This is a genomic window from Streptomyces sp. NPDC037401, from assembly GCF_055602345.1.
Genome location: NZ_JBVJWO010000010.1, coordinates 218,678 through 239,269 on the forward strand (window position 1 = coordinate 218,678; position 20,592 = coordinate 239,269).

Below are 20,592 nucleotides of genomic sequence, written 5' to 3' on the forward strand. Positions count from 1 at the left end.
TACACGGCGAAGGGGCGGTACGGATCTCCGTACCGCCCCTTCCGCGTGCGTGCGGGCCGGGACGCGTCCCGCACGGGCTACTTCAGGCCGAGCACCAGCGCGTCCGAGGGAGAGCGCCAGACCGTGCGCGCCTCGTCGAAACCGGCCTCGCGCAGCGTGCGCAGGTGCCAGGCGTCGGAGGGGGTGTCGCCGTCGGCGTGCTCCCCGTAGATCTCGTACCGGCGCCGGGTCGGCTCGGCGAGCACCGGGTCCTTCGCGGCCAGGGCCCACCAGTCCGCCCAGTCCAGGGTGCCCGCGGCGCGGGCCCGGTCCATGGCGGCGTGCCGGTGGGCGTGCTCGGCGGCGTTGATGCGCGGGGTGGTCTCGTCGGGCATGTGGTCGGCGTTCATGAACACGCCGCCCCGGCGGACCAGCGGGGCGAGCTGCCCGTAGAGCACGGCCAGGTCGGGGCTGTACAGCCAGTGGAGCGCGGTGGCCGTCAGCACGGCGTCGTACGAGGCGTACGGGAGCTTCGCGGCCCAGTCGGGGTCCTTCAGGTCCGCGGTGACGAAGGTGACGCGGGAGTCGCCGGCGAAGTACCCCTCCGCGATGGTCAACAGGGCGGGGTCCAGATCCACGCCCGTACTGATGGCATCCGGGAACCGCTTGAGGACGCGGTCCGTAATACTTCCCGTACCGCACGCCAGATCCAGCACCCGAGGAGCGGGGCCCACCAGTGCCTCGACCATGTCCAGCATCACCCGGAACCGCTCCTCGCGGTCGGGCATGTACCACTCCTGCTGGCGGTCCCAGCTCTGCTGCCAGGCCTGCCAGTCCGTCCCGGTTCCGGTACCCGTCGTCGCTCCGGTCATCGCCAACCCTCCGTATGTAATACCCTCGAAGCCGTATCAGCCGTTACCCAAACCCTAGACTGCCGCCGTAAGGACTACAAGTGGAACTGGCCTATTACTCGGACTATGCCGTGCGCCTGGTCAACACCGAGGAGCCGGCCCGCAACAAGGACTCCCTCACCTCCGTCGAGGCGGTCCGTGCCCTCTTCGGCGCCGCATCCCAGATGGCCCGCCGGGCCACCGACGCGGACGTCACGCGGTTCCGCGGGGTCCGCGCCCGGCTGCGCGCGATCTTCGAGGCGGCGGACGGCGGGGACCACACGCTCGCGGTGGACCTGCTCAACTCCCTGCTGCTGGAGTTCCCCGTGAGCCCGCAGATCTCCGGGCACGACTACCTCGACGACGAGGGCCACCCGCGCTGGCACATGCACCTGGCCGATCATCCGTCCAACGCCACGGCCGGGTACGCCGCCATCGCCTCCATGGGGCTGGCCTTCCACCTGACGGAGTACGGCGCCGACCGGCTCGGCCTGTGCCAGGCCCCGCCGTGCCGCAACGCCTATCTGGACACCTCGACGAACCGGTCCCGGCGCTACTGCTCGGACCGCTGCGCCACCCGGGCCAACGTCGCCGCCTACCGCGCCCGCAAGCGGCTGGAGGCCGAGGCGTCGCAGGGCACGGGACGCAGCGCCGACCAGAGCCAGGACAGCAGGGCCGACGGCGAGCGCTGAGCGTGCGGATCGCGCGGGCGGTAGCGCAGCCGCCCGACCGCGACGACCAGCTCCTCGGGGACGGCGCCGTAGTCGGTGCTGTCCCCGCCGGCGTAGGGGCTGTCGCCGAGCACCCACCAGCCGCCGTCGCGCCGCTCGACCGCCCGCTTCACCACGAGCAGGTCCTGCTGGAACGGGTGCCGCAGCACCACCACGTGACCGGGCCGGACCGGGGCGCCGTACTGGACCACCAGCGCATCGCCGTTCAGCAGGGTCGGCGTCATGGACGGGCCGTACACCCCGACCACCTCGAACGGCACCCTCGATGCCCATTCCTCAAGCACCGCCCACCTCCTGATCGGTCCGTACGTTCGTGCACCTCTCCAAGGATGGCCCTGGACTTTTGTCCCAAGCCCTTGGGGGCGCCCGCGAAATCCGCTTTCTCACGGAGTAATCTCCCACCTGAGAAGACGATCACGAGGAGGACCACTCCATGCTTTCCCGCCTGTTCGCCCCCAAGGTGAAGGTCAGCGCCCACTGCGACCTGCCCTGCGGTGTGTACGACCCCGCCCAGGCCCGCATCGAGGCCGAGTCTGTCAAGGCCGTGCAGGAGAAGTACCAGGCCAACGAGGACGCGGACTTCCGCGCCCGCGCGCTCGTCATCAAGGAGCAGCGCGCCGAGATGGCCAAGCACCACGTCTCGGTGCTGTGGAGCGACTACTTCAAGCCGCCGCACTTCGAGAAGTACCCGAACCTGCACCAGCTGGTCAACGACACCCTGAAGGCCCTCTCGGCCGCCAAGGCGTCGAACGACCCGGCGACCGGCCAGAAGGCCCTGGAGCTCATCGCCGAGATCGACCGCATCTTCTGGGAGACCAAGCAGGCCTGAGCCCGCTTGAACCCGCACGCACGGAGGCCCGGCCGGATTTCCCCGGCCGGGCCTCTGTGCGTGCGTCGGCGTACAGCAGTCCGCGTCAGGCTGCGTCAGTCCGCGTCAGGCTCCGTCACTCTTCGTCTTCGTCCTCGTCGTCCAGCCGGGCCAGCCACGTCGCCAGCCGCTCCACGGGGACCTCGAAGTCCGGGTTCAGGTCGACGAAGGTGCGCAGCTGCTCGGCGAGCCACTCGAAGGTGACTTCCTCCTCGCCGCGCCGCTTCTCCAGTTCCTCGATGCCGCGATCGGTGAAGTACACAACAGGCTCCGTGCCGGATGAGAGGTCGGGTTAAGGGACATTCCCGGCCAGGATAGTCCGCGTTTCCCGGGAGCCTCCCGCGAGCCTGCCCGCAGCGCTAGCCTGAACTGCTCAACAGGCCCAAGCCGGAGCCCTGTTGGACGTACAGCGGGGGGTGGTCGGATGGCCGACGAAGTCGTCGTGGTGGAGCTGGGCGGAAAGCCCGTGCTCATGCGCGTGAGCGGGGCCGAGAACCTGCCCTCGCTGCCCGGACAGGCCGCCGGGCCCGGCCCCGGACCAGGCCCCGGACCCGCCCCCGGCAAGTACAGCGACACCGGCCGGCTCGCCGACAGCGCCGTACGCGGCATCGAGGGCCTCGAATCCCTGGTGCGCGGGGTCGCCGGAGCCATGCGGCAGGCCACCGAGGCCCTCGACCCCGACGAGGTCACCGTCTCCTTCGGGATCGAACTGTCCGCCAAGCCCGGCCGGATCATCTCCGTGCTGGCCGACGGCGAGAGCAAGGCCGCCGTCACCGTGACGCTCACCTGGAACAACGACCGCCCCGCCACGGGGGCCCAGGGGTGACCCCAGGGCGCACGGTCGACCCGGCACGCGCCTTCGAGATCCTCGAACCCCTCGTCCTGGCGGCCACCGTACGCGTCCACGCCCCGCCGGACGGGTATGCATCCCCCGGGACCGCCGACACCTGGGGGAGCGGGTTCTTCATCGCCCCCGGCTGGGTCCTGACGTGCGCGCACGTGGTGGGTGAAGGAGGTGGGGGCGCCGTGCGGATCGTGGGCCGCGAGATCGGCATCACCTTCTCCGCCGACGGCACCTCCCGGCCCGGAAGCACGGCCCGCGGCGCCACCGGCACGGTCGCCGGCCGGGTGGAGTGCATCCTGCCCGAGGGCGCCGTCGGCGCCGACTCCTCCGGCATGTGGCCCGCCCCCGACCTCGCCCTGGTCCGCGTCCTCGACCCCGTCTCGCACGCCTGCGTATGGCTGACCGACCGGCCGCGCCCCCGCTTCGAGGAGGTCGCGTACTTCGGCTGCACCGAGGACACCGGCCCGCCCGAGATCACCGGCCGCCCCACCCGGCTGCGCGGCACCGCCGGCCGCGGCGCGCTGGTCCGCCTCGGCGCCGAGGACGAGATCGACCCCGGCATGTCCGGCGGCCCGGTCGTGGACCTGCTGCGCGGAGAGGTCGTGGGCGTCGTCAAGGCCCGGCGCAACGACCGCGGCGGCGGGCTCGCGGTCTCCGTGACCCAGCTGCGCACGCTGCCGCTGTCGGCCGAGAGCAAGGCCGGCCTGTACCGGCGCGTGATGCAGGCCCACGACCGGCACCACTTCGACCGCCACCAGGACGACCAGGACGCGCGCCCCACCTGGACCGACGCGCACCAGCGGCTGCGGCCGGGCGACTCCGACGGGCTGGGCAGGCGGCTCGGCCCGGCCGAACGCGCCACCCTGACCGGCCTGCTGTCCGAACTGCCGCCGCCCGCCTCGTCCGAGACCGTGGCCCGGCTCGTCGACGCCGTACGCGGCGAGGAGTGGACCGGCCTGAGCCAGCCCCCGCTGAGCTGGCGCGACGGCCTCGGCATGCTCTACGACCCGCCCGGCGACGGCAGCGAGGCCGCGGTCATGCTCCGGTACGCCACCGACGTCTCCGTCGTGGCGGACGAGGAACCGCTCGCCTCGGGCGCCGACCAGGACCTGTGGGAGTGGGTGCGCGCCACCGCCGCCCGCGGCCCGTTCTGGCGGGGCCTGCGCAAGGAGCTCGGCGACCGCCGCGAGCACGGGCTGCGCAGCCGGGAGCGGGAGCGCCGCCTGCGGACGGCCGGCCCGGCCCCCGGCCCCGCGCCCTGCTCCGGCCTGCTGCCCACCGGCCCTTCCGTCCTCCTCGAGGTCTGGTCGCACGGCTGGGAGGAGGCGTACGACTGGCGGGTCTCGGTGCTGCTCGGCCCCGAGCACCTCGCCCCGGTCGACGCGGGCGTACGGGCCGCTCCCGGCGGACTGGCGGACGCGGCGCGGTCCGCCCTCGCGGAGGGCTTCCGGCGCTGCGACGGGCCCGGCGGGCCCGCCCTGCTCGAAGTGGCCGCCGCGCCCGAGCTGTTCGTCCTGCCCGTGGACGCGTGGGTGGTGTCGGGCGGGGTGCCGGTCGGGGTGCAGCGGCCCGTGGTGTTCCGCTATCCGGGCGGGCCGCCGGACCCGCGCGATCCCCCGCAGCCCCCGCAGCCCCCGTCGCCGCCGTGGCCCCCGGACGACCCGGGGCCGCCCGGGCCCGGCCACGCCGCGGAGCGCTGGGCGCGGCTGCTCGGCGGGCCGCCCCACGAGGCCCGCGCCGACTGCGCCGCCGGCCGTCCCCGGATCCCGGCCGCGGCCTGGCTCGACGGGCTGCCCGACCACGCGGTCCCGGTGCACTGCCGGATGGGATCGCTGCACGCGGTCCAGCGCGCGGGGTACCCGGTCCTGCTCGCCCGCCGCGTGCCGCCGGGCGGCGACCTGCCCTGCGCGGACTTCCACCGCGGGATACGGGAGGAACTGGCCGAGGCGGGACGCGGCGAGCGGCTCCCGCTGCGCCTGCAGACCCTGCGGTCGCGGGTGCACGGGCGCGACCCCGACGCGTACTGGTCGGCCGGGCTCGGACTGGTGTGGAACGACCCCGGCAGACCGCTCCCGGCGGACGAGCCGCTGCAGGGGGACCTGTGAGGCGGGCCCGGCGGACGGGCCGCACGGCGGAGGAGAGCGGACGAATGGAGCACCGATGAACGAGGAGTGGCTCATCTACCGCGGCGTCGGTGAGCCCCACGACGGGATCGGGGCGCTGCCCGCGCCCCCGCCGTGGCGGGACTTCGACGGGGGACGGGGCGGGGAGGACAGCGCGGCCACCCGCAGGCTCGGCGCCCACCGGCAGGCCGCCGAGCTGCACCGCCCCGAGCCCGAGGAGCTGGAAGCCGTCAACGCCGCCCTCTACCTGCGGCGGCCGCTGCTCGTCACCGGACACCCCGGCACCGGCAAGTCCACCCTCGCCCACGCCGTCGCCCACGAACTGGGGCTCGGCCGGGTGCTGCGCTGGCCCGTCGTGTCGCGGACCGTGCTCCAGGACGGCCTGTACCGCTACGACGCGATCGCGCGGCTCCAGGACGTCCAGATCGCGGCCGGCGGCGACCCCGGCATCGGCAAGTACATCCGGCTGGGCCCGCTGGGAACGGCACTGCTGCCCGCCGAGCGGCCCCGCGTCCTGCTCATCGACGAGATCGACAAGAGCGACATCGACCTGCCCAACGACCTCCTGAACGTCCTGGAGGAGGGGGAGTTCGCCGTCCCGGAGCTGGAGCGCGTCGCCGACCGCGAGCCCGAGGTGCAGGTGCTCACCGACGACGGCACCAAGGTCGCCGTACGGGACGGCCGGGTGCGCTGCCGGGCGTTCCCGTTCATCATCCTCACCAGCAACGGCGAACGGGAGTTCCCCGCGGCCCTGCTGCGCCGCTGCATCCAGCTCAAACTCGGCCAGCCCGGCGAGAAGCGCCTCGCCACCATGGTCCGGGCCCACCTGGGGGAGGAGGCGGCGCGGCTCGGCGCCGACCTGATCCGCGAGTTCCTCAGCCGCGCCCAGACCGAACTGGTCGCCGCCGACCAGCTGCTGAACGCCATCTACCTCACGCACTACGCGGCCCCGCCCACCCGCGAGGATCTCGCGGACCTGCTCATCCAGCGCCTCGACCGCCCGAGGTGACGGCCGGTGCCCGGTACGCCTGACGCCCCCGTCCCCGCCCCCGGCCCGTCGTCCGCACCCGACCCGTCCGCACCCGACCCGATCCGGCGGCTCGCCGCCCTCGCCCGGTCCGCCGGGCTCGACCCGACCCCCGAGGAGCTCGCCGACGCCCTGTGGCTCGCCGCCAGGCTGCGTACGCCCGGCCCGGCGGTCCCGGCCGGGCCCGAGGAGACGGTCGCAGCCACCCGGGGAGCACAGGGCACGGAGGGCGGAGGCGGCGCAGGGGAGGGAGCCGCCGGCGAGACCGGCGCGGGCGCCGGCGGCGCCGGTGCCGGCAGCGGGAGCGGCGTACCCGGCCCGCCCGCCCTGCCGCCCGTACCGGACGCCGTGCTGACCCTGTACGCCGCCGGCCGGCCCGGCGCGGGGCTGCACCCGGACGCCCTGTCCGCCGGAGCCGCCCTGCCCGTACGCGTCCCCGCCGCCGGGGCGCTGCCGCGGATCCAGGACGTCCAGCGGGCCCTGCGGTCCCTCCAGCGGCACCGGCCCCCCGGACCGCCCGCCCGGGAGGTGCTCGACGAACAGGCCACCGCGGAGGCCAGTGCCCGCGCGCTGGGCCTCGCCATCCCCGTGATGCGCGCCGACTCCCGCCGCGAGACCACCCTGCGGCTGGTCATGGACGCCTCGCCCGCGATGGCCGTGTGGCAGGACCTGTTCGAGGAACTGCGCGCCGTGTGCGAGCGGCTCGGCGCCTTCCGCGACGTCCAGGTCAGCCATCTGCACCGGCTGCCCGACGGAACCCCCGCAGTGGGGCGGGGCCCGGAGCCGGATACCGCGCTGCGCTCCGGTGACCAGCTGCGCGACCCCACCGGCCGCGGGCTGACCATGCTGGTCAGCGACTGCGCCGGGCCGCTGTGGCGGGAGGGCGAGGCGCAGCGGCTGCTGCACCGGTGGACCGAGTGCACGCCGTCCGTGATCGTGCAGCCGCTGCCGCAGCGGCTTTGGAACCGCACCTGGCTGCCGACCGAGCGCGGCACCCTCGCCCGGACCGAGGGTCCGGGCGGCCCGCTGCGCTTCCGCCCCGACCGCGCCGCCCCGCAGGGCCGCCCGGCCGCGGGGCTCGCGGTGCCCGTGCTGCCGCCGAGCGCGCCCGCCCTCGGGTCCTGGGCCCGGCTGGTCGCGGGGCTGGGTTCGGGGCGGGTGCCCGCGCAGGTGGGGCGGGTGTTCGCGGACCATCCGGCTGCGACCGCCCCGCCGCCGCGGGCCGCGCGCCCGCCCGCCGAACTGGTCCGCCGGTTCCGCGGCTCGGCCGCGCCGCGGGCAGTCCAGCTCGCCGTCTACCTGTCGGCCGCGCCGCTCACCCTGCCCGTGATGAAGCTGGTCCAGCGCACGATGCTGCCCGGATCCGAGCCCTCCGACCTGGCCGAGGTCCTGCTCAGCGGCCTGCTGCGGCGCAGCGGTCCGCCGCCCGGCGAGCGCGCCGAACGGGCCGAGCGCGGGGAGTGGTACGAGTTCGTCGACGGCGTCCAGGACGTGCTGCTGGGCCCGCTCGACAAGGACGAGGCCGCGCTCGTCCTCAAGCACTGCTCGGAGTACGTGCTCCAGCACTTCGGCCGGGGGGTGCGGAACTTCCCCGCGCTCGCCGTAGCCCAGCTCACCGGGACCGCGCCGCCCCCGGAGGAGGTGGCCGGGGACCCGGTGCGGCCGGCGCAGGCCCGGCTCCCGCAGGCCTTCGCCCAGGTGTCCGCGAAGGTGGTGCGCCGGTACCTGCCGGCGCCCGTCCCCGGCCCGCGGGATCCGGCGGACACCGCCGGCCCGGGCCCCGGCACCCCGGCCCCCGACCGGGCCTGGGCCCTGCGTACGGCCCGGTCCCGGCTGGCTGCCTACGACCTCGGCGGCGCCCAGGGGGCCCTGCACGAGGCCGTGGCCGTGCTCCGCCGGGTGCTCGCGGCTCCGCCCGGATCGGCGCACGACCCCGGCGCCGCCTGCGAACTGGCCGGGGCGCTGCTGCGGCTCTGGGAGGTCCAGCGGGACCCCGGACTGCTGGCCGAGGCCGAGCGCACGCTGCGCTCCGCCGCCGGCCCGCCGGGCGACAGCGGGGACGGGCTGCCGCCCGGGGGCAGGGCGCTCCTCGGCCGGGTGCTCCACGAGCGGGCGGGGGTGGCGGGCCCGCAGCAGACGGGCGTCCTGCTGGCCGCCGCCGACCGGGAGTTCGCCGCCGTCGGCGCCGCCACCGACCTGCCGCACGCGTTGCGCGTGGACACCGTGGTGCGGCGGGCACAGACCCTGACCCGGCTGTGCGAGCTGCACGACGACCCGGCGCCGCTGGCCGAGGCGCGGGCGGCGCTCGAAGCAGTGGGCCTCGCCGAGCGGGCCCGGCTGCGCCGCACGCCCGGAGACGGCGCCGGGCCCGACCCCGGGCTGCGGCTCGCCCAGGGCCGCGTACTGCTGGCGCTGGCCCTGCGCGCCGCCGCGGCCGCCGAGCGCCGCGCCCTGGCGTCCCGGGCCGCCGCCTGCCTCGCGGAGGGGCTCGCCGCCCTGCCCGGGCCCACCGCGGACGACGCCCCGGCCCCGGACCTTGCGCGTCCTGAAGGCGGGGACCGGGCCCCCGGGGCCCGAGGCAGCGCGGGCGGCGATTGCGCCGACCGGAGCCCCGAGGGCCCGGACACGGCCGGCCGGGACGGGTCCGGCGGGCCATCCGGGGTCCGGGATCCGGCGGCTCACGGCGCGGGGGGCGAGGCCCCGGGCGGTGGCGGCGGTGCGGGCGAGGAGTCCGCCGACGCGCGGCCCGTGGACCGGGACGACGCCGGCCGCGCCGGCGAGAGCCGGGAGGGCACGGGCGTGGATCCCGCCGCCGGGGACAACGGGGGCCGCGGCACCGGCGGCGGCGATCCGGCGGGTCACGGCAGCGGGCAGCGGGACCCCACGGGCGTGGCATCCGCCCGCCGGGGATCCGGAGACCGGGACACCACGGCGAGCGGCGCCGACAGCCGGGACACCGCCGGCCCGGGAACCGGGCCGCACGGGCCCGACGTGCGCCTCCCGGGGCCCGACGTGCGCCTCCCCGGGCCGTACGGGCCCGGGGACGGGGTGCGGGCGCGCCGGGTGCGGGCGCGGGCGCGGGTGGACCTGGCCGCCGCCCTGAGCCTGCTGCCGGACCGGCTGGACGAGGCCCCGGCCCAGCTCGCGACCGCCCTCACGGAGGCCGCCGGCGACCCGGAGCTGCGCCCGGCCGCACTCGTGTGCCTGGCGCGGGTGCACCGCGCCCGGTACGCGCGGGACGGGGACCCGGCGGCGCTGGAGGAGGCCGCCGACGCGTACGGGCGCGCCCGCCGACTGGTCCCGCGGGACGCCGACGCCTTCGGCGAGCTCCTGCCCGAGTGGGGGGAAGTCCTCCTGGAGCGGGCGCGCGCCGCGGACGGGCGCCGGTTCGCCTCGGCGGCCGTACGGGTGCTGCGGGAGAGCCGGGCCGCGGTGCCGCAGTCCGACGCGCGGTCCGCGTACCGGCTGCGGCGGCTGGCGGCGGGCCTGCGCCTGCGGCATGCGTACGAGGGCGACCTGGTCGACCTGCGGGAGGCGGAGCACCTGCTGGAGCTGGCCGTACGGGGCAGCGCGGACCCCCTCGACCAGGCGGGGGCCTGGCGCGAGCACGGCGACCTCCAGCAGGAGGTCCACGCCCAGACCAGCGCGGCCGACCGGCTGGAGCGGGCCGCCGACTCCTACCGGCGCGCCTGGCGGGCCGCGGTGGCCGCGGGCCAGGACGAGCGCCGCGCAACGGCCCTCGAACTGGCTGCACGGGTGCAGGAGTTGCGAGGTGAGGTGCTGGAGGCGCTGGGCCGGCCGCGCGCGGCTCTGGACGCCTACCGGGCCGCCCTGGAACTGTGGCAGCGGACGGACGGTGGCGACGGCGGTGCCGGCGGCAACGACGACGCCGCCGTCGCCGCGGCCGACGCCCGCTGGGAGGCCGTACGGGCCCGCGTCCGTGCGCTGGGGGGAGGTGCGTAGTGCGACCCCCCGGGCGCCGTTTCCGAGCCCCGGGGTGCGGGAAAGTGGAGTGGGCCGCACGCGCGGCAGGGACAACAGGGGGTCGGGACGAAGATGGTGACAAGTCGTCAGGAAGTGGCCGCGCAGCCGTGCCGGGAGCAGCTGCCGGACCTGTCCGGGGTCGATCTGTCCGCGCTGCGCGAGCTCGACCATCCGGTGCTCGCCGAGGTGCTCGCCGGCCTGATCGAGCGGGTCGTCCGCCCGGCGGAGGTCCTCAGCAACTACGACCAGCGCGCCTGACCGGCACCCGCGGCCCGCCCTGCGGATGACCGAAACGGCCCGGGTGCGGCCGCACGTGACCGCTTTCCGTCGTTAGCGGCTCAGTTCTCACGGGCAGGGATGGAACGTCCGCCGGGCATCCTCCGGCGGTATCCGGGGGCATCCGGGGGAGGGGAGGAACAGCCGATGAGGCATGCCGGCACGCCGGGCGACGTACGGACCGCGCACCGCACCCACGCCCCTTGGCCCCACGCGCGGCTCGACCCTGCCGCGCTGCGCGCCGCCGGCCACCGGCCGTACCCGCTGCGGCAGTTCGTCCTCAAGACCCACAGCCGCTGCAACCTCGCCTGCACCTACTGCTACGTCTATTCGATGGCCGACCAGAGCTGGCGCACCCGGCCCGCCGTCATGGCCCCCGAGACCGTCGACCTGGCCGCCCACCGCATCGCCGAACACGCCGCCGCCCACGCCCTCACCCGCGTGGACCTGGTCCTGCACGGCGGCGAGCCCCTGCTCGGCCCGGTCACCGCCCTGACCGCACCCGTCCGCCGCATCCGCGCCGAACTGGCCCTGCGGGCCCCCGCCGCCCGGGTCACCGCCACCGTGCAGACCAACGCCACCCTGCTCACCGGCCGCCGCCTCGACGCCCTCGCCGCGGCCGGCATCGGCGTCGGCGTCAGCCTGGACGGCGGCCGCGCCGCGCACAACGCCCGCCGCGTCGACCACGCGGGCCGCCCCTCCTGGCCCGCGGCGGCCCGCGGACTGCGGCTGCTCGCCCGCCGCCCCGAGGGCTACGTCGGAGTGCTGTGCGTCGTCGACCTCGACCACGACCCGGTGGACACGTACGAATCCCTGCTGGCCTTCGCCCCGCCCTCGCTCGGCCTGCTGCTGCCCCTCGCCCACTGGAGCGCCCCGCCGCCCGGCCACCGGCCCGGCACCACCCCGTACGCCGACTGGCTGATCACCCTCTTCGAGCGCTGGTGGTCCGACGACGTGCGCCGGACCCGCGTCCGCGTCTTCGAGGAGATCATCGCCCTCCTGCTCGGCCTGCCCGCCGCCACCGAAACCCTCGGACTCGCCCCCGTCACCACCGCCGTCGTCGAGACCGACGGCAGCATCGAGCAGGCCGACTCCCTCAAGTCCGCCTACGAGGGCGCGGCCGAGACCGGGATGCGGCTGGAGACGCACAGCTTCGACCAGCTCCTCGACCACCCCGGAATGGCGGCCCGGCAGCTCGGCCGCGCCGCCCTGGCCCGGAACTGCCGCTCCTGCGAACTGGTCGCCGTCTGCGGCGGCGGCCACTACGCCCACCGCTACCGCGCGGGCTCCGGCTTCCGGCACCCCTCGGTGTACTGCGCCGACCTCCAGGTCCTGATCCGCCACATCGCCGCCGCCCTGCACGCCGCCACCACGGCGGCCGCCACCACGGCCGCCGCCCCCGCGCGGGCGCGCGCAGCTGTGCCGTCGCCGGCGCCGCACGCGCCCCCGGCGCCGCACGCGCCCCCGGCGCCGCACGCGCCCCCGGCGCCCGCGCACGCCCTCGCACCGGCCGCCCGCGAGGCCGCCTCGTGAAGCCGCCGCCGCTCGCCGTGCCGCCCGCCGTCCTGCGGGCCCTGGCCGGCACCGAACCCAGCCCGGAGGGCACCCGGCTGCTCCTGGACGCCCGGCGCTCCAAACGGCTCCTGCTGCTCAGAGCCGTGATCGACGCCGCGCCGCCGGGCGCCGCCGACGACCACTGGGCCCTGCTGGAGGAAGCCGAACGACACGCCCCCGGCCCCGTCCGCGACGTCCTGCACTACCCCTCCACCGGCGTCTGGGCCGAGGAGACCCTCCGCCGCCTGCACGCCCCCGCAGGCGAGGCGCCCCCGCCCGAACTCGGCCACCTCGGCGCCCTCGCCGTGGCCGCCGCCCTGCGCGCCGGCATCTCCTTCAAGACCGTGCTCAAGCCCGCCCACGGCCGCTTCGCCCTGCCCACGCTCGGCATCCTGCGCCCGCCCAGGCCCGGCCCGTACGCCTTCACCGACGGCAGCTGGGACCCCGCCGACCCCGCCGCCCTGCCCCTGTACACCCTGTCCGGCGGCCACACCGCCCTCGACGACCTCGACCCCTACCGGGCCCCCGGCCGCCCCGCCGCCGTCCAGGCCGCCCGCCGTCTCACCCCCCGCGGACACAAGCGCTGGGACACCCAGTGGACCGGGGCCCTCACCCTGCTGGAGCGGTACGACACCGCCCGGGCCGGCGAGGCCGCCCAGCTGCTGCGCAGCATCGTCCCGCTGGCCGGCGGCTCCCGGTCCACCGGCGCCACCCTGCCCGCCGCCCCCGGCTCGGTCCTCGCCCGCGGCCAGGCCCCGCCCGCCCTCGCCGCCACCCTCGTCCACGAGGTCCAGCACGGGAAGCTCGCCGCCCTCGGCGACCTGGTCGTCCTGCACACCGCCGACCGCACCCCCCGCCACTGGGCCCCCTGGCGCAGCGACCCGCGCCCCCTGGAGGGCCTCCTGCACGGCACGTACGCCCACCTCGCCCTGGCCGGGTACTGGCAGCGCGCCGCCCTCTACGGCGCCCGGGGCGCCTGGACCCACCACGCCCGCTACCGCGCCCAGGTCGCCACCGTCCTGCCCGGCCTCCAGGACTCGCCCCAACTGACCCGGGCCGGCCGGGAATTCACCGCAGCCATGGCCCGCGCCGAGCACGCCATGGACGAACTGGCACCCCCGGGGGACCAGTACGCCACCGCCCGGCGCGCCCTGGACCGCGAGCGCCGCGCCTGGTGCGCGCAGCACCCCGGACTCGCCGCGCCCGCCGTGCTCTGAACCAGGGGTGACGGACCGTGAGCTGCGGTAGCTTTTCAACCCCGTCCACACCCCGGATCCCAGGGAGACGGTCCCATGACCGGTAGCCGGCAGGACCGCGATGCGGCCCCGCAGCACTTCGTCGTCAGTTTCGCGGGCTTCAACCGGCCCTGGGCCGCGTGGATCGCGCACCGCCTGGAGGAGCACGGCCACCGCGTCACGCTCCAGCGCTGGGACCCGCAGCGCAGTGCCGGGCTCACCGACGCACTGGACGACCTCGCGCGGGCGAGCGGCCGGGTCCTGCTGATCCTCAGCGAGCGGTACTTCTCCGCGGGCACCCACAGCGAGGACGAGTGGAACACCGCCCTGCGCACCGTCACCGCCGGGCACCCCGACCGGTTCGCCGCCGTCAGTCTCACCGACCTGCCGCTGCCCAGCGCCGCCGCCGCGCTGGAGAGGGTCGAGCTGTGGGGCATCGACGCCTACGAGGCCGAGTACCGGGTCCTGCGCCGCCTCGACCTGCCCACCGAGCGGATCGGCGCCGAATCCGGCCGCCGCGGCCCCCGCTTCCCCAGCGACCCGCCCGAGATCTGGGGCCGGATCCCGCGCCGGAACCCCCGCTTCACCGGGCGAAACGACGTCATCGGCAAGCTCCGGGCCGCCCTCGAGGAAGCCCCGCCCGGCGCCTCCACCGTCACCCTCCTCGGACTCTCCGGCGTCGGCAAGACCCAGGTCGCCACCGAGTACGCCTACCGCTTCGCCTCCGAGTACGACGTCGTCTGGTGGGTGCCCGCCGAAGAGCGGCCCACCCTGCGCGAGCGCCTCGCCGACCTCGCCCCCGCCCTCGGCCTCGACATCGGCGCCGGCAGCTACGGCGAGAAGATCCGCGCCACCCTCGAAGCCCTGCGCCGCGGCGCCCCGTACGGCCGCTGGCTCGTCGTCTTCGACGGCTGCGACAACCCCGACGACCTCATCGACCTGCTGCCCACCGGCGCCGGCGACGTCATCATCACCTCCCGCAACCGCGAGTGGGCCGCCCGCCACACCAGCCTCGTCGAGGTCCCCCTCTACACCCGGCCCGAGTCCGTCACCTTCATCCGCCGCCGCGCCCGCCGCCTCTCCAACCCCGAGGCCGACCAGCTCGCCGAGGCCCTGGAGGACTACCCGCTCGCCCTCGACCAGACCGCGGGCTGGCTCGCCGACTCCCCCCTGAGCGTCGGCGACTACCTCGCCCTGCTGCAGCGCCGCCTCGACTCCCACGAGGCCGTCGCCGTGTCCGAGGACTACCCGCTGCCCTTCCCGACCGCGCTGGCGATACTGCTCAACAACGTCCGCGAGAACTTCCCCGACGCCCTGGCCCTGCTGCGGCTGTTCGTGTTCTTCGCCCCCGGACCGGTCCCGCTGCGCCTCCTGCGGGAGTTCCCCGCCGACGACGTACCCGAACAGCTCGCCGGCCTGATCAACGACCAGATCCGGTGGAACGCCGCCCTCAACAAGCTCGTGCAGTTCTCCGTGGTCCGCCTCGAATACTCCGACCTGTCGGTCGAGGAGGGCGGCGGCGGCCTGGAGACCGTCCAGCTGCACCGCATGGTCCACAACATCGTCCGCGACAACCTGAGCCCCGAGGAGTCCGTGCCGCTGGCCCGGGCCGTCCGCCAGGTCCTCGCGGCCGCCGACCCCGGCCGGCCCTCCGACTCCCGCCGCTGGCCCCGCTACGCCGAACTCATCCCCCACCTGGAGCCCGCCGGAGTCATCACCTCCAGCAACCCGCGGATCCAGACCTTCCTGCTGCACTGCCTGCGCTACCTGATCCTCAGCGGCGAGTACCGCACCTGCCTGCGCCTGTGCGAACGGGCCGACACCGCCTGGCGGGCCATGCTCGGCGACGACCACGAGCAGGTGCGCGAACTCAGCTACCACTACGGCGGCGCCCTGCGCATGCTCGGCCACGTCCGCAAGGCCGAGGCCCTCAGCCGGGCCCGCGTCGAGCACCTCACCGCCGAACGCGGCGACCGGGACCTGGAGACCCTGCGCGCCCTCAGCTCCCACGGCGGCGTACTGCTGCGCATCGCCCGCTACGAAAACGCCCGCGAACTCTTCGCCCGCAACTTCGAGATCTACCGCGAACTCCTCGGCGAGGACGACTCCACCACCCTCAACGAGGAAAACAACCTCGCCGCCGCCCTGCGCCTCCTCGGCCGCTACCAGGAAGCCTACGAACTCGACCTCGACACCCTGCGCCGCCGCGAAGCCCTCCTGAAGCCCCGGCACATCGCCACCCTCAGCTCCGGCATCGCCTGCGCCATGAACCTCCGCCTGATGGGCCGCTACCGCGAGGCCCAGACCCGCGCCGAGCAGGGACTGCGCCTCAACACCCAGGTCCTGGGCGCCAACCACCCGCAGTCCCTGCGAGCCGAGCACAACCTCGGCCTGTGCCTGCGCCGCTCCGGGGACATCGCGGGAGCAGGAGCGCGGCTGCGCACCGTGCTGGAACGCTCCACGCGCGTGTACGGCGCCGACTACCCGTGGACCCTCATGGTGGCCTCCGACTACGCCACCTACCTGCGCGAGTACGGCGACATCGAGGAAGCCCGCCGGATCTCCGAGGACGTGGTCCGCGGCTACCAGCAGCAACTGGGCCTCGCGCACCCCTTCTCCATCGGCACCGTCGCCAACCTGGGCCTGGTCCTGCGGGCCCAGGGCGAGCGCGAAGAGGCCCTGAGCCTGTGCGAACAGGCCCTGGTCGGGATGCGCAACGCCCTGGGGGAGCGGCACCCCTGGACCCTGGGCGTCGCCCTCAACGCCGCGGGCTGCCGGAACATCACCGGGCGCCGCGAGGACGCCGTCGGCCTGGGCAGGGACACCCTGCGGACCGCCGAGCAGGTGCTCGGCGGCGACCACCCGATGACGCTGAGCGCGCAGACCGCCCTGGCCGCGGACCTGCGGGCGGTCCGGCAGGACGACGAGGCGCAGAAGCACGAGGACGCGGGCATCCGGGCGCTCGTACGGACATTGGGACCGCAGCACGTCCACACCGTCTCGGCGCGCCAGCGGGTCCGCCCGTACTGGGACTTCGAACCCCAGCCGTAGGCCGCCGCCGCCCCCGGAAAGCCGGAAGGCCCGGACCCCGCCAGGGGGTCCGGGCCTTCACGGTACGGCTCAGGCCTCGAAGACCTCGTTGATCAGCTGGGCCTGCTCCGCCTGGTGGCGCTTGGCGGAACCGACGGCCGGGGACGAGCCGTGCGGGCGCGAGATGCGCCGCAGGCGCTCGCCCGCCGGGATGTCGGCACCGACGGCCAGGTCCAGGTGGTCGATCAGGTTGAGCGCGATGAACGGCCAGGCACCCTGGTTCGCCGGCTCCTCCTGGGCCCAGATGTACTTGGCGGCGTTCGGGTACTTGGCGATCTCCGCCTGGAGCTCGGCACCCGCCAGCGGGTACAGGCGCTCGATGCGGATGATCGCCGTGTCCGTGATGCCGCGCTTGGCCCGCTCGGCCTCCAGGTCGTAGTAGACCTTGCCCGCGCAGAAGACGACCTTGCGGACGGCGTTCGCGTCGACGGTCGTGTCGCCGATGACCGGGCGGAACGAACCGCTCGTGAACTCCTCCGCCTTCGACGCCGCGGCCTTCAGACGCAGCATCGACTTCGGGGTGAAGACGACCAGCGGCTTGTGGTGCGGGTTGTGGACCTGCCAGCGCAGCAGGTGGAAGTAGTTCGACGGCAGGGTCGGCATCGCGACCGTCATGTTGTCCTGCGCGCACATCTGGAGGAAGCGCTCCGGGCGGGCGGACGAGTGGTCCGGGCCCTGGCCCTCGTAGCCGTGCGGCAGCAGCAGCGTGACGCCGGAGGTCTGGCCCCACTTCTGCTCGGCCGAGGAGATGAACTCGTCGACGACGGTCTGGGCGCCGTTGACGAAGTCGCCGAACTGCGCCTCCCACAGCACGAGCGCGTCCGGGCGGGCGAGCGAGTAGCCGTACTCGAAGCCCATGGCCGCGTACTCGGACAGCAGCGAGTCGTAGACGTTGTAGCGCGCCTGGTCCTCGGACAGGTAGAGCAGCGGGGTGTAGTCCTCGCCGGTCTCCCGGTCCACGAGCACCGCGTGGCGCTGGCCGAAGGTGCCGCGGCGGGAGTCCTGGCCGGACAGCCGGACCGGGGTGCCCTCCAGCAGCAGCGAACCGAACGCCAGGGTCTCGCCCATCGCCCAGTCGATCGTGCCGTCGTCGATCATCGCCGCACGCCGCTGGATCTGCGGCAGCAGACGCGGGTGGACGGTGATCCGCTCCGGGACGTTGACCTGGGACTCGGCGATCCGCTTGACGACCTCCTGGGAGATCGCGGTGTTCACGGCGACCGGGAACGCCGCCTGGGCCTGGGCCTCGGGGACCTGGACGGCCGCGGCCGGCTGGCCGGCCGCCTCGCGGACCTCCGCGAAGACCTTCTCCAGCTGGCCCTGGAAGTCCTGCAGCGCCTGCTCGGCCTCTTCCAGCGTGATGTCGCCGCGACCGATCAGGGACTCGGTGTACAGCTTGCGCACCGAGCGCTTCTTGTCGATCAGGTCGTACATCAGCGGCTGCGTGAACGACGGGTTGTCGGCCTCGTTGTGACCGCGGCGGCGGTAGCAGATGAGGTCGATCACGACGTCCTTGTTGAACGCCTGGCGGAACTCGAAGGCGAGCCGCGCGATGCGGACCACGGCCTCCGGGTCGTCGCCGTTCACGTGGAAGATCGGCGCCTCGATCATGCGGGCCACGTCGGTGGCGTACATGGACGAGCGCGAGGACGTCGGGGCGGCGGTGAAGCCGACCTGGTTGTTGATGACGATGTGCACGGTGCCGCCGGTGCGGTAGCCGCGCAGCTGCGACATGTTCAGCGTCTCCGCGACGACGCCCTGGCCCGCGAAGGCCGCGTCGCCGTGCAGGGCGACGGGCAGGACGGTGAAGTCCGTGCCGCCCTTGTTGATCAGGTCCTGCTTGGCGCGGACCACGCCCTCCAGGACCGGGTCCACCGCCTCCAGGTGGGAGGGGTTCGCGACCAGGGAGACCTTGATCTGCTCGCCGTCGAGGCCGGTGAAGGTACCCTCGGCGCCCAGGTGGTACTTCACGTCGCCGGAGCCGTGCATGGACTTCGGGTCGAGGTTGCCCTCGAACTCCCGGAAGATCTGCGCGTACGACTTGCCGACGATGTTCGCCAGGACGTTCAGGCGGCCGCGGTGGGCCATGCCGATCGCGACCTCGTCGAGGCGGGCCTCGGCGGCCGAGTCGATGACGGCGTCGAGCAGCGGGATGACGGACTCGCCGCCCTCGAGCGAGAAGCGCTTCTGGCCGACGTACTTCGTCTGCAGGAAGGTCTCGAACGCCTCGGCGGCGTTCAGGCGGCGCAGGATGCGCAGCTGCTCCTCGCGCTCCGGCTTGGTGTGCGGGCGCTCGATGCGGTCCTGGATCCACTTGCGCTGCTTGGGGTCCTGGATGTGCATGAACTCGACGCCGGTGGTGCGGCAGTACGAGTCGCGCAGCACGCCGAGGATGTCGCGGAGCTTCATCATCGACTTGCCGGAGAAGCCGCCGACCGCGAACTCGCGCTCCAGGTCCCACAGGGTGAGGCCGTGCTCGGTGATGTCGAGGTCGGGGTGCTTGCGCTGCTTGTACTCCAGCGGGTCGGTGTCGGCCATGACGTGGCCGCGGACCCGGTAGGAGTGGATCAGCTCGAAGACGCGGGCGGCCTTGGTGACGTCGTCGTCGTGGCTCGCGTCGATGTCCCGGAGCCAGCGGACCGGCTCGTACGGGATGCGCAGCGACTCGAAGACCTGGTCGTAGAAGCCGTCCTCGCCGAGGAGGAGGTTCGCCACGATGCGCAGGAACTCGCCGGAGGCCGCGCCCTGGATGACCCGGTGGTCGTAGGTCGAGGTCAGGGTCATGACCTTGGAGATGCCCAGCTTGTTCAGGGTGTCCTGCGAGGTGCCCTGGAATTCCGCGGGGTAGTCCATGGAGCCGACGCCCATGATGACCGACTGTCCGGGCATCAGGCGGGGCACGGAGTGCACGGTGCCCAGGCCGCCGGGGTTGGTGAGGGAGACCGTCACACCGGTGAAGTCGTCCATCGTCAGCTTGCCGACGCGGGCGCGGCGGACGATGTCCTCGTACGCCTGCCAGAACTCGAAGAAGTCGAGGGTCTCGGCCTTCTTGATGCCGGCGACGACGAGCTGGCGGTCGCCGTTGGGCTTGACCAGGTCGATGGCGAGGCCGAAGTTCACGTGCTCCGGCTTGACCAGCGTGGGCTTGCCGTCCTTCTCCGCGAAGGAGTAGTTCATGCCCGGCATGGCCTTGATGGCCTGCACCATCGCGAAGCCGATGAGGTGCGTGAAGGAGATCTTCCCGCCCCGGGCCCGCTTGAGGTGGTTGTTGATGACGATGCGGTTGTCGAACAGCAGCTTCACCGGGACGGCGCGGACGGACGTGGCCGTCGGCACTTCCAGCGAGGCGTTCATGTTCTTGGCGACGGCGGCGGCGGGACCGCGGAGCGTCACCAGCTCGGGGCCGGCAGGGGCCTCGGCGGAGGGCGCGGCAGCAGGCGCGGTCTTCGGGGCGGAGGCCTGAGGGGCGACCGCGGCCGGTGCGGCGGCCGCGGTCGGGGAGGTGACAGTCACAGCAGGGGCACCAGAGGGCTTAGCAGGAGCAGAGGCAGGAGCTGAAGCAGCAGAGGCGGGAGCTGCAGTGGCAGGCGTGGCACCGGCCGCCCCCGTGGCGGCGGTGTCGGCGACCTGCGCGGGCTGCGGGGTCCGGGCCGGTGCGGGAGCGGACTGTGCGGAGCCGCTTTCCGTGACCGGGGCCGGAGTCGTGGGCTCGGCGGCCGCTGCGGGCTTCTCCGGCTTCGCCGCGGCGGCCTGGCCGCCCGGCTTGTAGTCGGCGAAGAAGTCCCACCAGGCGCGATCGACCGAATTGGGGTCCTGGAGGTACTGCTGGTAGATCTCGTCGACGAGCCACTCATTCGCGCCGAAGCCTGAGGCGGGGTTCTTCCCGCCACCGGTTTCGGTCGTGGTGCTCGAGTTACTGGGGGACTGTGGCGACACGGCGGCAACCGCCCTCTTCCGCTTCACAAGGTGATGGACAGCGGGAATAAAGGCT

Annotated in this window: 14 protein-coding genes; 10 read left to right on the forward strand and 4 right to left on the reverse strand. The window is 74.7% G+C overall.

What is annotated here, in order from left to right:
- Positions 1–77: 77 nt before the first annotated feature.
- The gene (locus ACZ7H1_RS13355) at positions 78–851 is read right to left on the reverse strand and encodes a class I SAM-dependent methyltransferase (RefSeq protein ID WP_470786283.1); all 774 of its coding nucleotides are present in this window, start codon (positions 849–851) and stop codon (positions 78–80) included.
- Positions 852–931: 80 nt separating this feature from the next.
- On the opposite strand from ACZ7H1_RS13355, the gene ACZ7H1_RS13360 reads away from it, so the two are divergent.
- The gene (locus ACZ7H1_RS13360) at positions 932–1,561 is read left to right on the forward strand and encodes a CGNR zinc finger domain-containing protein (RefSeq protein ID WP_470786285.1); all 630 of its coding nucleotides are present in this window, start codon (positions 932–934) and stop codon (positions 1,559–1,561) included.
- Here ACZ7H1_RS13360 and sodX read toward each other — a convergent pair.
- Positions 1,465–1,824 carry a nickel-type superoxide dismutase maturation protease gene (sodX, locus tag ACZ7H1_RS13365; protein WP_470786321.1) on the reverse strand — a complete coding sequence of 120 codons (360 nt, stop codon included), beginning with the start codon at positions 1,822–1,824 and terminating at the stop codon, positions 1,465–1,467. The genes ACZ7H1_RS13360 and sodX overlap by 97 nt on opposite strands.
- Positions 1,825–2,033: 209 nt before the next feature.
- On the opposite strand from sodX, the gene sodN reads away from it, so the two are divergent.
- Entirely contained in the window at positions 2,034–2,429 is a 396-nt protein-coding gene (gene sodN / locus ACZ7H1_RS13370) for a superoxide dismutase, Ni (RefSeq protein WP_470786287.1), read from the forward strand.
- 115 nt (positions 2,430–2,544) lie between these two features.
- On the opposite strand, the gene ACZ7H1_RS13375 is transcribed toward sodN, so the two are convergent.
- Positions 2,545–2,730 (reverse strand): DUF6104 family protein, encoded by a 186-nt coding sequence (locus tag ACZ7H1_RS13375; RefSeq protein ID WP_030190019.1) that lies wholly within the window; start codon positions 2,728–2,730, stop codon positions 2,545–2,547.
- 162 nt (positions 2,731–2,892) lie between these two features.
- On the opposite strand from ACZ7H1_RS13375, the gene ACZ7H1_RS13380 reads away from it, so the two are divergent.
- From ACZ7H1_RS13380 to fxsT, 8 genes are all read left to right on the forward strand, one after another.
- Positions 2,893–3,294 carry a CU044_2847 family protein gene (locus ACZ7H1_RS13380; protein WP_470786289.1) on the forward strand — a complete coding sequence of 134 codons (402 nt, stop codon included), beginning with the start codon at positions 2,893–2,895 and terminating at the stop codon, positions 3,292–3,294.
- The gene (locus ACZ7H1_RS13385; protein ID WP_470786291.1) at positions 3,291–5,417 is read left to right on the forward strand and encodes a VMAP-C domain-containing protein; all 2,127 of its coding nucleotides are present in this window, start codon (positions 3,291–3,293) and stop codon (positions 5,415–5,417) included. The genes ACZ7H1_RS13380 and ACZ7H1_RS13385 overlap by 4 nt, the downstream gene beginning before the upstream one ends.
- A 55-nt stretch (positions 5,418–5,472) precedes the next feature.
- A complete protein-coding gene (locus ACZ7H1_RS13390; RefSeq protein WP_470786292.1) occupies positions 5,473–6,444 on the forward strand; it encodes an AAA family ATPase in 972 nt (323 codons plus the stop codon).
- Between the two features lie 6 nt (positions 6,445–6,450).
- Positions 6,451–10,425 carry an SAV_2336 N-terminal domain-related protein gene (locus ACZ7H1_RS13395; protein WP_470786294.1) on the forward strand — a complete coding sequence of 1,325 codons (3,975 nt, stop codon included), beginning with the start codon at positions 6,451–6,453 and terminating at the stop codon, positions 10,423–10,425.
- A gap of 93 nt (positions 10,426–10,518) precedes the next feature.
- Entirely contained in the window at positions 10,519–10,704 is a 186-nt protein-coding gene (fxsA, locus tag ACZ7H1_RS13400; protein WP_470786295.1) for an FxSxx-COOH cyclophane-containing RiPP peptide, read from the forward strand.
- Between the two features lie 165 nt (positions 10,705–10,869).
- On the forward strand, positions 10,870–12,255 hold the full coding sequence (locus ACZ7H1_RS13405; protein WP_470786296.1) for an FxsB family cyclophane-forming radical SAM/SPASM peptide maturase: 1,386 nt from the start codon (positions 10,870–10,872) through the stop codon (positions 12,253–12,255).
- Positions 12,252–13,493 carry an HEXXH motif domain-containing protein gene (locus ACZ7H1_RS13410; RefSeq protein ID WP_470786298.1) on the forward strand — a complete coding sequence of 414 codons (1,242 nt, stop codon included), beginning with the start codon at positions 12,252–12,254 and terminating at the stop codon, positions 13,491–13,493. The genes ACZ7H1_RS13405 and ACZ7H1_RS13410 overlap by 4 nt, the downstream gene beginning before the upstream one ends.
- Positions 13,494–13,568: 75 nt before the next feature.
- Positions 13,569–16,562, forward strand: coding sequence for an FxSxx-COOH system tetratricopeptide repeat protein (fxsT, locus tag ACZ7H1_RS13415; RefSeq protein ID WP_470786300.1), 2,994 nt, complete (start codon positions 13,569–13,571; stop codon positions 16,560–16,562).
- 69 nt (positions 16,563–16,631) lie between these two features.
- On the opposite strand, the gene ACZ7H1_RS13420 is transcribed toward fxsT, so the two are convergent.
- Complete coding sequence (locus ACZ7H1_RS13420; RefSeq protein ID WP_470786302.1) at positions 16,632–20,537, reverse strand: multifunctional oxoglutarate decarboxylase/oxoglutarate dehydrogenase thiamine pyrophosphate-binding subunit/dihydrolipoyllysine-residue succinyltransferase subunit; 3,906 nt, start codon at positions 20,535–20,537, stop codon at positions 16,632–16,634.
- Positions 20,538–20,592 lie beyond the last annotated feature (55 nt).

Excerpts from the sequence above, each read along its gene's own strand:
- ACZ7H1_RS13355 (WP_470786283.1), bottom strand. The coding sequence starts at position 851 with ATGACCGGAGCGACGACGGGTACCGGAACCGGGACGGACTGGCAGGCC.
- sodX (WP_470786321.1), bottom strand. The coding sequence starts at position 1,824 with ATGACGCCGACCCTGCTGAACGGCGATGCGCTGGTGGTCCAGTACGGC.
- sodN (WP_470786287.1), top strand. The coding sequence starts at position 2,034 with ATGCTTTCCCGCCTGTTCGCCCCCAAGGTGAAGGTCAGCGCCCACTGC.
- ACZ7H1_RS13380 (WP_470786289.1), top strand. The coding sequence starts at position 2,893 with ATGGCCGACGAAGTCGTCGTGGTGGAGCTGGGCGGAAAGCCCGTGCTC.
- ACZ7H1_RS13390 (WP_470786292.1), top strand. The coding sequence starts at position 5,473 with ATGAACGAGGAGTGGCTCATCTACCGCGGCGTCGGTGAGCCCCACGAC.
- fxsA (WP_470786295.1), top strand. The coding sequence starts at position 10,519 with ATGGTGACAAGTCGTCAGGAAGTGGCCGCGCAGCCGTGCCGGGAGCAG.
- ACZ7H1_RS13405 (WP_470786296.1), top strand. The coding sequence starts at position 10,870 with ATGAGGCATGCCGGCACGCCGGGCGACGTACGGACCGCGCACCGCACC.
- fxsT (WP_470786300.1), top strand. The coding sequence starts at position 13,569 with ATGACCGGTAGCCGGCAGGACCGCGATGCGGCCCCGCAGCACTTCGTC.